Raw genomic sequence first — 13,692 nt, forward strand, 5'->3', positions numbered from 1 at the left:
CCGGTAGGTTCCGAAGGAGCGGAACGACCAGGGGGACGGACGGACATGAGTGATCTCGCCACCACCGAAATGGACCTCGACACGGCCATGGAGCGGTACCGGGTCGAGCTCACCGGCTACTGCTACCGGATGCTCGGCTCGTCCTTCGACGCCGAGGACGCGGTGCAGGACACGTACGTCCGCGCCTGGCGCAGCCACGAGAAGTTCGAGGGCCGCTCCTCGCTGCGGTCGTGGCTGTACCGGATCGCCACCAACGTCTGCCTGGACCTGCTGAACGCCGGGAACCGGCGGGCCCGCCCGATGGACCTGACCGCCCCGCAGCACCAGGCCTCCGCCGTGCTCAACGAGCGCCCCGAGGTGACCTGGCTGGAGCCGGTCCCGGACGGCCGGGTGCTGCCGCAGACCGCCGACCCGGCGGAGATGGCGCTGGCGAAGGAGTCCGTACGGCTGGCCTTCGTCGCGGCGCTCCAGCACCTGCCGGCGAAGCAGCGGGCGGTGCTCATCCTGCGCGAGGTGCTGGCCTGGAAGGCCGACGAGGTGGCCCGCCTCCTGGAGACCACGACGGCCTCGGTGAACAGTGCCCTCCAGCGGGCGCGGGCCACCCTCGCCGGGCAGTCGCTGCGCGACAGCGACCCCGCGGATCCGCTCGACGCGGACCAGGCGAAGCTGCTGGAGCAGTACCTCTCCGCCTTCGAGGCCTACGACATCTCGCGGCTGACCACCCTCCTCCACGAGGACGCGGTGCTCTCGATGCCGCCGTTCGACCTGTGGCTGCGCGGCCACGAGGACATCGCGGCCTGGCACCTGAACCAGGGCATCGGCTGCAAGGGCTCCCGGCTGATCCCGACGACGGCGAACGGCCTGCCCGCCTTCGGCCAGTACCGTCCGCGCGAGGACGGCAAGCCCGGGCACACCCCGTGGGCCCTGCAGGTGCTGGAGATCTCAGACGGCAGGATCGTCGGCCTCAACGCCTTCCTGGACACCGCGCGGTGGTTCCCGCTGTTCGGCCTCCCCGAGCAGCTCGACGAGGCCCACGAGGCCCAGTAGGAACCGGAGGGCGGGCGGGGCGCCGGTCACCCGCAGCGGCCGCCCCCGGGCGGCCAGCCTCAGCCGGGCCAGCACCTCGACGTCGGCCAGTCCGGGCGCCGTCACGGCGGCGGCGTCACAGACCACCGCGGCGGCCCCGCCGTCGTAGAGCCGGGCCAGCCTGGCGCACAGCAGCGCGGCGTCCTGCGGGGCGGCGGGCCCGGGGCCGGGCAGCACGAGTTTCTGGATCTCCACATGAGGGTGACTCCCCCACCGGCCGGAACTCATCGGCCGCTCCGCACAATGGCCTGATGACGCACGCGGACAGTCCGGCGTACTGGGACCCGATGCCCACGGCCCGCCGACTCATGGCAACGACCCAGTTCGAACCCCGGATACTCAAGGGCCGCTGGGAGGACCGGAACTGGCGCAACGTGCCCGGCCCGTTCTATGCCGGGGAGACCGACGAGATGGCCCTCGGGCGCATGGACGCCCCCGACCACATCTGTTACGACGACGACCACGGCGGCGGCTTCGGCGGCGTGTTCGTCTTCCGCCAGCCGACGGACGAGGGCCAGGTCTTCGACGTGCTGTGCGGGGCCTCGCTGGACCTCTACGAGGGCTACAACTGGGACGGCGACGACCACTGGACGGTCGACTCGGTCCGCGCGTGGTGGGCGGACCGCGGCCGGGTCCGCGCATGGGCCGTCGCCATAGCGGCCGACTGGGGCGCGCAGACCCACCCCCACTGGGGCTACAACAACGACCCGAAGTACCTGGGGCACTACCACGACGCGGCGCGGGGCCACCGCGACTTCGTCGCCCACATCGACGACGGGCTGGAGGCCTACCTGCGCGGCTACCTGTTCTGGCTGGAACAGCGCCGGGAGCCGAAGCCGGGCGAGGCCCTGCCTCGGCTCTGAGGTCAGGGGCGGGGGAAGCCGAAGGTCTCGAGGACGAGGTCGAACGGCTCGGGAAGGTGGACGGCCTCGCCGAACTTGCCCGCGTGCAGAACGCGGTACTTGCCGTCGCTGGGCTCGCCGTACAGGTGGATGGTGGGAGCGCCCGTCGCGTGCGGGTCGATGAGCAGGTAGAGCGGGACACCCGCCGCGGCGTATCCCTTGAGCTTGGACACACGGTCGTTGACGGCATTCGAGTTGGCGGTGACTTCGACTACGAGCTCGGCGGCAGCCGCAGGAACGTAGTTCTCACCTCTCGGAACGTCTTCCCTGGGAACGACCACGAGGTCCGGGACGTAGAGCCCGCTACGGCTGGGCAAGGCCACGTTGAGGGTCTGGAACACATCCCAGTCGTCAGGGATCACGGTGTACAGGCGGCGTTGCACCGCCTCCGCGATCAAGTTGTGGTCGTTGACGGGTGGTGGTGCCACGGTGATGATCCCCTCGATGATCTCCACCTTGCAGCCCTCCGGCCCGTCCGTCTCCTCCCAGAGGCGGACGAGGTCGTCCCAGCCTTCGCCACCCGCGGGCTCGTGCTGGACGGTGAGTGCGCTCATGGTGTGCTCCTCATGCTGTTGGCACCGATCCCAGCATGACGAACGGGACCGGCGGACGTCCACCGGTCCCGTTCAGCCGCACGGGTGAGTACGGGTCAGGCGATGCGGTCCAGGACGATCGGCGTGGCGGAGAAGGCCGTGCCCGCCGGGGCGATGTCGTACGTGCCCGCCAGGGAGGCGAGGGCGTAGTCGAACTTCTCCGGGGTGTCCGTGTGCAGGGTCATCAGCGGCTGGCCCGCCGTCACCGTGTCGCCCGGCTTCGCGTGCAGCTCGACGCCCGCGCCCGCCTGCACCGGGTCCTCCTTGCGCGCGCGGCCGGCGCCCAGGCGCCATGCGGCGACGCCGACCCCGTACGCGTCCAGGCGGGTCAGGACGCCCGACTCGGGGGCGGTGACCACGTGCTGCTCGCGGGCCACCGGGAGGGTCGCGTCCGGGTCGCCGCCCTGGGCCGCGATCATCCGGCGCCAGTGGTCCATCGCCGATCCGTCGGCCAGGGCCTTCGCCGGGTCGGCGTCCTTGATGCCCGCCGCGTCCAGCATCTCCTTGGCCAGGGCGATGGTCAGCTCGACCACGTCGGCGGGGCCGCCGCCGGCGAGGACCTCCACCGACTCGCGGACCTCCAGCGCGTTTCCGGCGGTCAGGCCCAGCGGCGTGGACATGTCGGTGAGGAGCGCCACGGTCTTGACGCCCGAGTCGGTGCCGAGGCCCACCATGGTGCGCGCCAGTTCCCGCGCATCCTCGATGTTCTTCATGAAGGCGCCGGTGCCGACCTTGACGTCCAGGACGAGCGAGCCCGTGCCCTCGGCGATCTTCTTCGACATGATCGAGGAGGCGATCAGCGGAATGGCCTCGACCGTGCCGGTGACGTCGCGCAGCGCGTAGAGCTTCTTGTCCGCCGGGGCCAGGCCGTCGCCCGCCGCGCAGATGACCGCGCCGGTGGTGTCGAGGACGTGCAGCATCTCCTCGTTGGAGAGCAGCGCGCGCCAGCCGGGGATGGACTCCAGCTTGTCGAGGGTGCCACCGGTGTGGCCGAGGCCGCGGCCGGACAGCTGGGGCACGGCCGCGCCGCACGCGGCGACGAGCGGGGCGAGCGGAAGGGTGATCTTGTCGCCGACGCCGCCCGTGGAGTGCTTGTCGGCGGTCGGGCGGGAGAGGGAGTCGAAGTTCATGCGCTCGCCGGAGGCGATCATCGCCGCGGTCCAGCGGGCGATCTCGGTCCGGTTCATGCCGTTGAGCAGGATGGCCATCGCCAGCGCCGACATCTGCTCGTCGGCCACGACACCGCGGGTGTACGCGTCGATGACCCAGTCGATCTGCTCGGGGCTCAGCTCACCGCGGTCCCGCTTGGTCCGGATGACGGAGATGACGTCCATGAGGTGCTTCCTTCTACGCGCATAGAGAGAGGGAGATGAGGGGTTCGGGAACGGAAGTGCGACGGCCCTCCGCCCGGCAGGGGCGAAGGGCCGTCGGCACGGCTATCTCAGATGGTCGGGCCCGAAGGCCTGCGGCAGCATCGCCGCCAGCGGAAGGACCCCGTCCGGGGTCTCCACCAGCAGCTCGTCGCCGCCGAATTCGTACAGCAGCTGACGGCAGCGGCCGCACGGGACGAGGATCTCGCCCTTCCCGTCCACGCACGTGAAGTGCGTGAGCCGTCCGCCGCCGGTGGCCTGCAGGGAGGAGACCAGTCCGCACTCGGCGCACAGGCCCAGCCCGTAGCTGGCGTTCTCGACGTTGCAGCCGGTCACGACGCGGCCGTCGTCGACCAGGGCCGCGACCCCGACCGGGAAGCCCGAGTAGGGGGCGTACGCCCGGGTCATCGCTTCCCGGGCGGACGTCCGCAGGGCTTCCCAGTCCACCGTGGGTCCGGAGGTCACTTGCCCTCGCCCTTGCGGTAGCGCATGCCGTCCGCCTTGGGCATCCGAAGCCGCTGCGCGGAGAGCGACAGCACCAGCAGGGTCACGATGTACGGGGTGGCGCTGACGAACTCGACCGGGACGCTCTCCGTGCCGAGGTACCAGATGAACACACCGACGCCGATGACGATGGCGATCGAGGAGGTGATCCAGCGCTTCTTGTACGCCTTCCAGGCCGCGATCGCGACGAGGACCGCGAACAGCAGCAGGAGCAGCGCGTGCACGGACTGGCCGCCGCTGCGCAGCTGCAGGGCGTCGGCGAAGCCGAACAGGCCGGCGCCCATCGCGAGGCCGCCCGGACGCCAGTTACCGAAGATCATCGCCGCGAGGCCGATGTAACCACGGCCGCCGGTCTGGCCCTCGTTGTAGATGTGCGAGGTGACCAGCGACAGGTAGGCGCCGCCGAGACCGGCCAGACCGCCGGAGACGATCACCGCGATGTACTTGTACTTGTAGACGTTGACGCCCAGCGACTCGGCCGCGACCGGGTTCTCGCCGCAGGAGCGCAGCCGCAGACCGAACGCCGTCTTCCACAGCACGAAGAACGTGCCGACGACCAGCGCCACGGCGACGATCGTCAGCAGCGAGAGGTTGGTGACCAGGCCGCCGAGGATGCCCGCGACGTCCGAGACGAGGAACCAGTGGTGCTTCTCGATGTCGGCCAGCCAGTCGGACAGGCCCGGCACGGTGATCGAGGTGATGCTGTCGGCCGGCGGCGACTGCTTGGGGCTGCCGCCCGCGGCCGCGGCCGCACCGGTGTTGAACCACAGCTTGGCGAAGTAGGTGGTGAAACCGACCGCCAGGATGTTGATCGCGATACCGGAGATGATGTGGTCGACGCCGAAGGTCACCGTGGCGACCGCGTGCAGCAGGCCGCCGAACATGCCGCCCAGGATGCCGACGAGGACGCCGAGCCAGGGGCTGGTCTGCCAGCCGGCCCAGGCACCGAAGAAGGTGCCGAGGATCATCATGCCTTCGAGGCCGATGTTGACCACGCCCGCGCGCTCGGCCCACAGACCGCCGAGACCGGCCATGCCGATCGGCACGGCCAGCGACAGGGCCGCACTGATCTGGCCCGCGGAGGTCAGGTCCTGCGCTCCGGTGATGGCACGCACGGCGGAGAGCGCGGCGAGCGCGCCCGCGATGATCAGCAGGATCACCGGGAGGGAGAGCCGGGTGCGGCCGCCCTTGCCACCGGCCGCCTTGGGGGCGGCGGGCGGCGGGGTGGAAGTCGCCGTGGCGGTCACGCCGACACCTCCGTCTGGTCGTTGGAACGGGCCTGGGCGGCGAGCTTCTCGCCGACCTGTCGCTGTTGGCGCTTGAGGCCGTAGCGGCGCACGAGTTCGTAGGCGATGACGACACAGAGGACGATGACGCCCTGCATGACGCCGACGATCTCCCGGTCGTAGCCCTGGAACTCCAGCTTCTGGCCGCCGCGCTCCAGGAAGGCCCAGAGGATCGCGGCGAGCCCGATGCCGATCGGGTGGTTGCGGCCGAGCAGGGCGATGGCGATACCGGTGAAGCCGATGCCGACGGGGAAGTCGCCGCCGAACTCGTACGAGTCGTTGAGCAGCGTCGGCATGCCGATCAGACCGGCCATGGCGCCGGAGATCAGCATGGCGGTGACGACCATCTTCTTGACGTTGACACCGCTGGCCGCGGCGGCCGTGTCGGACTGGCCGACGGTGCGCAGGTCGAAGCCGAAGCGGGTGCGGGCCAGCGTGAACCAGTACGCGACGCCCGCGATCAGCGCGACGACGACGAAGCCGTAGATCGGGGTCGGCGTGGTCGGGATCTCGAAGAAGTGCGAGGACTCCGCCAGCGGGGTCGTGGCGACCTTGGTGCCGGCCGCGTCCAGGTGGCCGAGGCGGCCGGGCTGGAGGAGGTAGCCGATGATCGCGGTCGCGATCATGTTCAGCATGATCGTGGAGACGACCTCGCTGACGCCGCGGGTGACCTTGAGGACACCGGCGATGGCCGCCCACATGGCGCCGACGATCATCGCGGTGAGGATGATCAGCGGGACCTGCACGATGCCGGGGAGGGTCAGCGCTCCGCCCAGGGCGGCGGCGAAGAAAGCCGCGAGACGGTACTGGCCGTCGACACCGATGTTGAACAGGTTCATGCGGAAGCCGACGGCCACCGCGACACCTGCCAGGTAGTACGTCGTCGCCTTGTTGATGATGTAGACCTGGCTGTCCGACTTCACGCCGTACTCGAACATGATGCCGAAGGCGCTGAACGGCTCCTTGCCGGTCGCGGCCAGGACCAGGGCGGTGATCAGGAACGCGGCGACGACCGCGAGGATCGGTGCCGCGATACCCAGGAGCAGCCGCTCCTTGTCGATCTTCTTCATCGGGCCTCGTCCTCCGGGCCGTCGGTGCCCTCAGGGCTCTCTTCGTGCTCAAGGTGTCCGGCGGCGGCGCCGGTCATGGCCGAGCCGAGCTCCTCCGGGGTGATGGTCGCCGGGTCAGCGTCCGCGACCAGCCGGCCGCGGTACATCACGCGCAGGGTGTCGGAGAGGCCGATCAGCTCGTCCAGGTCCGCGGAGATCAGCAGCACCGCCAGGCCCTCGCGGCGCGCCTCGCGGATCTGGTCCCAGATCTGCGCCTGCGCCCCGACGTCCACGCCCCGGGTGGGGTGCGCGGCGATCAGCAGCTTCGGGTTGTGGCTCATCTCGCGGCCGACGATCAGCTTCTGCTGGTTGCCGCCGGAGAGCGAGGCCGCGGTGACGTCGATGCCGGGCGTGCGGACGTCGTACTCGCGCACGATCCGCTCGGTGTCCTTGCGGGCGGCCTTCAGGTCGAGGATCGGTCCCCGGGAGTTCGGCTTCTCGGTGACGTGGCCGAGGATGCGGTTCTCCCAGAGGGGGGCCTCCAGGAGCAGACCGTGCCGGTGGCGGTCCTCGGGGATGCAGCCGATGCCGTCCTCGCGGCGCTTGCGGGTCGGCGCGGTGGAGATGTCGTTGCCGTCGAGGGTGAGCACACCCCGGTCGGGGTGGCGCATTCCCATGACCGCGTCGACGAGCTCGGACTGGCCGTTGCCCTCCACGCCGGCGATGCCCAGGACCTCGCCCTTGTGGATGGTGAAGGTGATGCCGTCGAGGACCGCGCGGACGACACCGTCGGGGTCGACGGCGCTCAGCGACAGACCGTCGACCGTGAGCATCGGGACGTCCGTCACCGTGGACTCGCGGGTCTCCGGGGAGGGCAGCTCGGCGCCGACCATCAGCTCGGCGAGCTGCTTGGTCGTGATGTTCGCCGGGTCCGCCGTGCCGACCGTCGTGCCGCGCCGGATGACGGTGATGTCGTCGGCGACCGACAGGACCTCGCCCAGCTTGTGCGAGATGAAGATGACCGTGAGGCCCTCGGCCTTGAGCTCGCGGAGGTTGTCGAAGAGCGCGTCGACCTCCTGCGGGACCAGGACCGCGGTGGGCTCGTCGAGGATCAGCGTCCGGGCCCCGCGGAACAGGACCTTGAGGATCTCCACACGCTGCCTGTCGGCCACACCGAGGTCCTCGACGAGGACGTCCGGGCGAACACCCAGTCCGTACGCGTCCGAGATCTCCTTGATCTTGGCGCGGGCCTTGTCGCCGATGCCGTACAGCTTCTCGGAGCCGAGGACGACGTTCTCGAGGACGGTGAGGTAGTCCGCGAGCATGAAGTGCTGGTGCACCATGCCGACGCCGCGGTCGATGGCGTCGCCGGGGTCGTTGAAGACCACCTGCTCGCCATCGACCGTGATGGTCCCCTCGTCCGGCTTCTGCATGCCGTAGAGGATCTTCATCAAGGTCGACTTGCCCGCGCCGTTCTCGCCCACGAGGGCGTGCACGGTGCCGCGGCGCACGGTGATGTCGATGTCGTGGTTGGCCACGACTCCGGGGAAACGCTTGGTGATGCCGCGGAGTTCTACGGCGTTGGGACTGGAGGCTTTGATGGCGCACTCTCCAAGGAAAGGGAGCGTGGGAGGACGAGGCTGGGACGGTGCTCGGACGAAGCCGGGAACACGGGGCGGGAACGCGGGCGCTGGTGGCGAAAGCTACCGTGCGACCAATCATGCTACGCGCGTAGCATTGGCAAAAATGTTCAACTGCCCGCAGGCATACACGGAAAGGGGCCCGGAGTGTCGGCCGAAGCCGCTCCGGGCCCCCTGTGTGACCCGTGTCAGAGGGTCGTGGCGACCTTGATCTGGCCGTCGACGATCTTCTTCTTGGCCTCGTCCAGCTGGGCCTGGATGTCCTTGAGGTGGTCACCCGTGGTCGTCAGCGAGACACCGTTCTCGGCGAGCGAGTAGGCGTGGGTGCCGGTCATCGGCTTGCCGTCCTGGACGGACTTGACGAGCTCGAAGACACCGGTGTCGACGTTCTTGACGACCGAGGTCAGGATCGAGCCGGCGTACTTGGCCAGCGCCGGGTCCTTGGCCTGGTCCGAGTCGACGCCGATCGCCCACGCGCCCGGCTTGGCGGCGACGGCCTCGATGGCGCCGGCGCCGGAGCCGCCCGCGGCCGAGTAGATCACGTCGATGCCCTTGTCGAGCATGCCCTTGGCAGCGGCCTTGCCCTTGTCCGGGGCGCCGAAGCCGGACATGTCCGTACCGGTGGACAGGTACTGGATCTGGACGTTGGCGTCCGGCTTGGTGTCCTTGACGCCCTGCTGGAAGCCGGCGGCGAACTTCTTGATCAGGGGGATGTCCACCCCGCCGATGAAGCCGATCTGGCCGTCCTTGGACTTCAGCGCGGCGGCGACACCGGCGAGGTAGGAGCCCTGCTCCTCGGTGAAGACGATCGAGGAGACGTTCGGCTTCTCGGAGACCGAGTCGACGAGGCCGAACGTGGTCTTCGGGTACTTGGCCGCGGCCTTTTCGAGCGCGTCCTTGTAGGCGAAGCCGACACCGACGACGGGGTTGTAGCCGCCCTCGGCGAGGGAGACGAGGCGCTGCTCGCGGTCGGCCGGGGTCTCACCGGTCTTGGCGGTGAGCTCCTTGGTCTCGACACCGAGGTCCGCCTTGGCCTTGTCCAGGCCACGCGCGGCGGAGTCGTTGAAGGAGTTGTCGCCGCGGCCGCCGACGTCGTAGGCCATGCCGACCTTGATCTTGCCGTCGCCGGAGCCGGAGCTCTCGGTGGACGACTCACCGCAAGCGGTGGCGGAGAGAGCGAGGGCCGCAGTCACGATGGACGCGGAGACGATCTTGGATACCCGGCGCAAGAGGAGGGTCCCTTCGAGACTGACCGAAAGCGCCTCTTCCGGCGCTGGTTTCGCGGCGATCGTAACGCGCGTAGATGTCAGTTTAAGGCCCGTTCATGAGTCGTTATCGGATCGACGCGCATCGGGACGCATTCGACACGAGCCACTACCTTCCGTCACCGACCTGCACACGCAAGCGGCCTCGAAACCGGTCACAACGGGAGCTCTCGACCCACCGGCGGGCAACACCGGCCGGAATTCAAAATTCCGAGAATCGACCATGCGCACCCTTTCCCTTGAACCGGTGAACCTCAATGCGCAAATGAATAGATTCAGCCAGTGGACGCAATTTCGCCAACCTGTCTCAATCCCTCACCCACCTGCATGAAGTGATGCGCGCCACATCACGAAAAATAGATTGACCACCCGCCCGCCCTCCATGTCAGATGACCAAACCAAGGGGACCTGATGGGCAAACCTTTACTCGATCGAAGGGCATTCCCGCCCTGCATCACACCTGTCCGGGCGGGAATTCCCTCATGCGCCACCGGTTTCCCGGGAGTCGAAGAAACACAAAAGAGAAGCGGAGACATGAAGAAGAAGTCGATCGTTCAGCTCGGCGCCGCCGCGCTGACCGTCATGTCCGTGGGTGTCGGCTCGCCGGCCATCGCCGCGAGCCCCGCGTCGGCGGCTCCGGCCGCTGTCTCCGGTGCGAAGCCGGGGCCGCAGGACGCGAGTTGCAACACGTGGAAGACGAGCCGCGCCCCTTGGGGCGGCTCCGCGTACTGCAGTGGCATGGCCTGGGCGGACACGTTTCGCGTGAAGCTCACGTGCATCAACTACCGCGGCCAGACGTTCACCGTCCACGGACCCTGGAAGCACACGAACGAAACCTCCAGCGCGACCTGCTCGTCCGACCCGAACGTCGGCGTCCTGAGTGTGGCCGTAGAGGAATCCGCGTAAGTCCTTCGTACGATCAAAATCGGGGAGAATAAAATGCACAAGGCCAAGATCGCCAGCCTCGTCGGAATCGGAATGGCGGCTGCGTCGCTCATTACCGCGCCCTCCGCATCCGCAGCCACCAATGGCGCCGAGGCGATTAGCTGCGAGACGTGGCAGTCCGGCAGCACCGGTTACGCCAAATGTACGGGGCTGTGGCCCTTCATCGACCGCTTCCGCGTCAAGGTGACCTGCATCGACTCGCACGGCACCCAGGCGGTCATCAAGGGCAGCACCAAGCAGAACGGCGAGACGTCGTCCGCCACGTGCCCCGGGGCCCCGAACACGGGCATCTACAAGCTCGGATACGAGCACTGGCGCATCTGATCCGCCACTGAGCCCGCGCCTTCCCGCACGCAGCGTTCAAGCGCCGTGTGCCGGTGGCAAGGCGTGGCTCGAATCCACCGGAGGGGCCGGGCGCTGACGGCCCGGCCCCTTCGGTCAACGGTCCCCGGCGGGCCTCGCGCGTCGCCCGTCGAGCAGCGCCGCGGCCGTGAAGAACTCCACGCCGACCGCGATCGCGGACTCGTCCACGTCGAAGTCCCCGCGGTGCAGGTCGCGCTTGGCGCTGTCGCCGGGCGTACGCACGCCCAGCCGGGCCATCGCGCCCGGGACGTGCTCCAGGTACCAGGAGAAGTCCTCCCCGCCCAAGCTCTGCTCGGTGTCCTCGACCGACTCCGCTCCGCAGCGGACCCCCATCGCCTCCCGCAGCAGTTCGGTGATCACCGGGTCGTTGACCACCGGCGGCACCCCGCGCACGTGGTTGATCTCGAACTTGGCCCCGTGCATGGTCGCGATCTCGTCGATCGCCGCGTGGATCATGTCCGGCGCCTCGTGCCAGGCGTTCAGGTCCAGGCAGCGCACGGTTCCGGACAGCTCGGCGTGCATCGGGATGACGTTGCAGGCGTGCCCGGCCTCGATCCGGCCCCAGGTGACGGACATGCCCGAGCGGGCGTCCATCCGGCGGGCCAGCAGGGCCGGGGCGTCGACGGCCACCCGGGCGGCGGCCGTCACCAGGTCGGTGGTCAGGTGCGGGCGCGCGGTGTGCCCGCCGGAGCCGGAGAGCGTGACCTCCAGCCGGTCGCAGGCGGAGGTGATGGGACCGGCCCGCAGCCCGATGCGCCCCGCGTCGACCCGGGGGTCGCAGTGCACGGCGACGATCCGGCCGACGCCGTCCAGGACCCCGGACTCGATGGCATCGGTGGCCCCGCCCGGCAGCACCTCCTCGGCGGGCTGGAAGAGCAGCCGGACGGGGCGGGGCAGCAGCCCCTGCCGGTCGAGCTCGGCGAGGACCAGTCCGGCACCGAGGACCACCGCGGTGTGCACGTCGTGACCGCAGGCGTGGGCGCGGTCCGGGAAGGTCGAACGGTACGAGACGTGCGTCTTGGCGTCCGGGATGGGCAGGGCGTCGATGTCCGCGCGCAGGGCCAGCATCGGCCGGCCGCCGTCCCAGATGCCCACGTCACAGATCAGGCCCGTGCCGGACTTCAGCACGCGTGGTCGCAGGCCGGCTTTCTCCAGCCGGGCCTTGATCGCCGCGGTGGTACGGAATTCCTGGTGTCCGAGCTCCGGGTGCATGTGCAAGTCCCGGCGGAAGGCGATCAGTTCGGTACGCAGGTGGTCCGGAAGCTTGCCGGGCAGCTCGGGCCGGTCGGACACGGCGGGCTGGGCGGTCTGGGACTCGCGGGACATCAACTGGTTCACCCGTTGAAGGGTAGGCCCACGGACGGGTCAACTGGCCGGGGATCACGAAAAGTTCATGCCGTTAGGGGAAAGAAACCCGGCCTCTGGACGCATGACCGGATGCACCCGGGGGTAAACTCGCGCGCTCATCCGGCCGTGGGAGCCGCCTGGGCAGGCAGTCTGCGCACATCGCGGGCGGTGTCGGTGACCCCCGCGAGGAAGCTGCGGGCGCGGGGGGAGGCGGCCCCGGTGAGCCAGGCGGGGTCCACATCGCATACGGCGACCGTGACACCGGTACCGGTCAGGGCGTAGGGCAGCGTGTGGACGACGGTGGACGGAAAGCTGACGATGGTCCGGCCGACCGGACCGCGCCGGGCGATCAGCTCCAGCGGCAGGTCCGGGCGTACGATCTCCAGCCCCGTCGCCCGGCTCAGGGCGCGCAGCTTCTCCGGGGACTCGCGGCGGTGGGCGAAGTAGCGGGTGGCGCCGTGCTCCAGGGTGAGGGCGCGCACGGCGTCCAGATAGCGGTCCGGGTCGACCACCCCGGTCTCCACGAGCGAGGTGCCGACGAGGTCGGTGCCCTTGGTCAGCCGGGGCGGGCCGAACCGGGCGCGGGTCCAGGCGAAGTCGTTGACCCGCAGTGTCATGCCGCCGTGCGCGGTGACGGGCATCGAGCTGAACACCTCGACGCGGTGGCCGCGGTGTGCGGCCGGGGTGAAGCGGCGGCGCGCGGTCGCCGAGACGGGTGCGTACGCCAGCTCGCGGACCCGGCCGGGCAGTCCGCCGCCGCCGACCCGGTGCCACCGTACGAGCCGTTCGCCGCGGGCGGTCTGGGCCATGAACTCCATGGTGGCGGTGCCGTCGTCGACCACCACGAGTTCCTCGGCGCGCACGAGGGTGAGCAGCAGCTGGACGTAGCGCGAGAAGGGGTCGCCGACGACGACCGTGCGCGCGGCGCGCACCTCGCGCGCCAGCGCGGCGAGCGCCTTCAGCGGCGCGAACCGGCTGCCGCGCGCCTCCTGCCACCGCACCTCGTGCCCCTCGTCCCGCGCCAGCGCGGCCACCCGGCGCAGCTGGCCGCGGGACATCGGGTCGGTGGGCGGCAGGACGACGATCCGCAGGGGTGCCGCGGCGCCCGCCGGCCGGGGGGCGGTGCCGGAGGGGGCCCCGCCGTCGGTCCGGCGCCCCCGCTGGCGCGGGACTCCGTCCAGCTGCGGCTGCGCTCCGGGGCGCGCGTACGCCCACTCCAGCACGTTCAGGAGCTGGACCGGACTCTCGACGAACGCCAGGGTGGAGGCGGAGGGGGCGGAGGGGGTCACCACGTACTCCTTGTCGGGGGGCGGAAACTCGTACGCGCCGGGCCCGGGGGGTG

At 70.0% G+C, this 13,692-nt stretch carries 14 protein-coding genes; 4 read left to right on the forward strand and 10 right to left on the reverse strand.

Annotated elements, in window-relative coordinates:
• The first annotated feature begins 45 nt into the window (after positions 1–45).
• Positions 46–1,047: a sigma-70 family RNA polymerase sigma factor gene (locus Sspor_RS17870; protein WP_202200045.1), complete on the forward strand. Its 1,002-nt coding sequence runs from the start codon at positions 46–48 to the stop codon at positions 1,045–1,047.
• On the opposite strand, the gene Sspor_RS17875 is transcribed toward Sspor_RS17870, so the two are convergent.
• Positions 943–1,281 (reverse strand): STAS domain-containing protein, encoded by a 339-nt coding sequence (locus Sspor_RS17875; protein WP_237403915.1) that lies wholly within the window; start codon positions 1,279–1,281, stop codon positions 943–945. The two genes, Sspor_RS17870 and Sspor_RS17875, sit on opposite strands and share 105 nt — an antisense overlap.
• A gap of 56 nt (positions 1,282–1,337) precedes the next feature.
• On the opposite strand from Sspor_RS17875, the gene Sspor_RS17880 reads away from it, so the two are divergent.
• A complete protein-coding gene (locus Sspor_RS17880) occupies positions 1,338–1,949 on the forward strand; it encodes a hypothetical protein (protein ID WP_202200047.1) in 612 nt (203 codons plus the stop codon).
• Positions 1,950–1,951: 2 nt separating this feature from the next.
• Here Sspor_RS17880 and Sspor_RS17885 read toward each other — a convergent pair whose 3' ends face one another.
• The 7 genes from Sspor_RS17885 to Sspor_RS17915 form a co-directional block, all read right to left on the reverse strand.
• The gene (locus tag Sspor_RS17885; RefSeq protein ID WP_202200048.1) at positions 1,952–2,542 is read right to left on the reverse strand and encodes a Uma2 family endonuclease; all 591 of its coding nucleotides are present in this window, start codon (positions 2,540–2,542) and stop codon (positions 1,952–1,954) included.
• Positions 2,543–2,637: 95 nt separating this feature from the next.
• On the reverse strand, positions 2,638–3,915 hold the full coding sequence (locus Sspor_RS17890; RefSeq protein WP_030009876.1) for a thymidine phosphorylase: 1,278 nt from the start codon (positions 3,913–3,915) through the stop codon (positions 2,638–2,640).
• Positions 3,916–4,017: 102 nt separating this feature from the next.
• A complete protein-coding gene (locus Sspor_RS17895) occupies positions 4,018–4,416 on the reverse strand; it encodes a cytidine deaminase (protein ID WP_202200049.1) in 399 nt (132 codons plus the stop codon).
• Complete coding sequence (locus tag Sspor_RS17900) at positions 4,413–5,702, reverse strand: ABC transporter permease (RefSeq protein ID WP_202200050.1); 1,290 nt, start codon at positions 5,700–5,702, stop codon at positions 4,413–4,415. Before Sspor_RS17900 ends, Sspor_RS17895 begins: the two co-directional genes overlap by 4 nt.
• On the reverse strand, positions 5,699–6,811 hold the full coding sequence (locus Sspor_RS17905) for an ABC transporter permease (RefSeq protein WP_202200051.1): 1,113 nt from the start codon (positions 6,809–6,811) through the stop codon (positions 5,699–5,701). The genes Sspor_RS17900 and Sspor_RS17905 overlap by 4 nt, the downstream gene beginning before the upstream one ends.
• Positions 6,808–8,391 carry an ABC transporter ATP-binding protein gene (locus Sspor_RS17910; protein WP_202203717.1) on the reverse strand — a complete coding sequence of 528 codons (1,584 nt, stop codon included), beginning with the start codon at positions 8,389–8,391 and terminating at the stop codon, positions 6,808–6,810. The genes Sspor_RS17905 and Sspor_RS17910 overlap by 4 nt, the downstream gene beginning before the upstream one ends.
• A gap of 227 nt (positions 8,392–8,618) precedes the next feature.
• Positions 8,619–9,659, reverse strand: coding sequence for a BMP family lipoprotein (locus Sspor_RS17915; protein WP_202200052.1), 1,041 nt, complete (start codon positions 9,657–9,659; stop codon positions 8,619–8,621).
• Positions 9,660–10,229: 570 nt separating this feature from the next.
• On the opposite strand from Sspor_RS17915, the gene Sspor_RS17920 reads away from it, so the two are divergent.
• Positions 10,230–10,601, forward strand: a complete 372-nt coding sequence (locus Sspor_RS17920) for a hypothetical protein (protein ID WP_202200053.1) — start codon at positions 10,230–10,232, stop codon at positions 10,599–10,601.
• A 33-nt stretch (positions 10,602–10,634) separates the two neighbouring features.
• Positions 10,635–10,964, forward strand: coding sequence for a hypothetical protein (locus Sspor_RS17925; RefSeq protein ID WP_202200054.1), 330 nt, complete (start codon positions 10,635–10,637; stop codon positions 10,962–10,964).
• A gap of 114 nt (positions 10,965–11,078) precedes the next feature.
• Here the strand turns inward: Sspor_RS17925 and Sspor_RS17930 are convergent, their stop codons facing one another.
• Both Sspor_RS17930 and Sspor_RS17935 read right to left on the reverse strand, forming a co-directional pair.
• Positions 11,079–12,329: an amidohydrolase gene (locus Sspor_RS17930; RefSeq protein ID WP_202203718.1), complete on the reverse strand. Its 1,251-nt coding sequence runs from the start codon at positions 12,327–12,329 to the stop codon at positions 11,079–11,081.
• A gap of 137 nt (positions 12,330–12,466) precedes the next feature.
• Positions 12,467–13,639, reverse strand: a complete 1,173-nt coding sequence (locus Sspor_RS17935) for a hypothetical protein (RefSeq protein WP_202200055.1) — start codon at positions 13,637–13,639, stop codon at positions 12,467–12,469.
• Positions 13,640–13,692: the final 53 nt, after the last annotated feature.

This window comes from Streptomyces spororaveus, from assembly GCF_016755875.1.
Taxonomy (GTDB): domain Bacteria; phylum Actinomycetota; class Actinomycetes; order Streptomycetales; family Streptomycetaceae; genus Streptomyces; species Streptomyces spororaveus.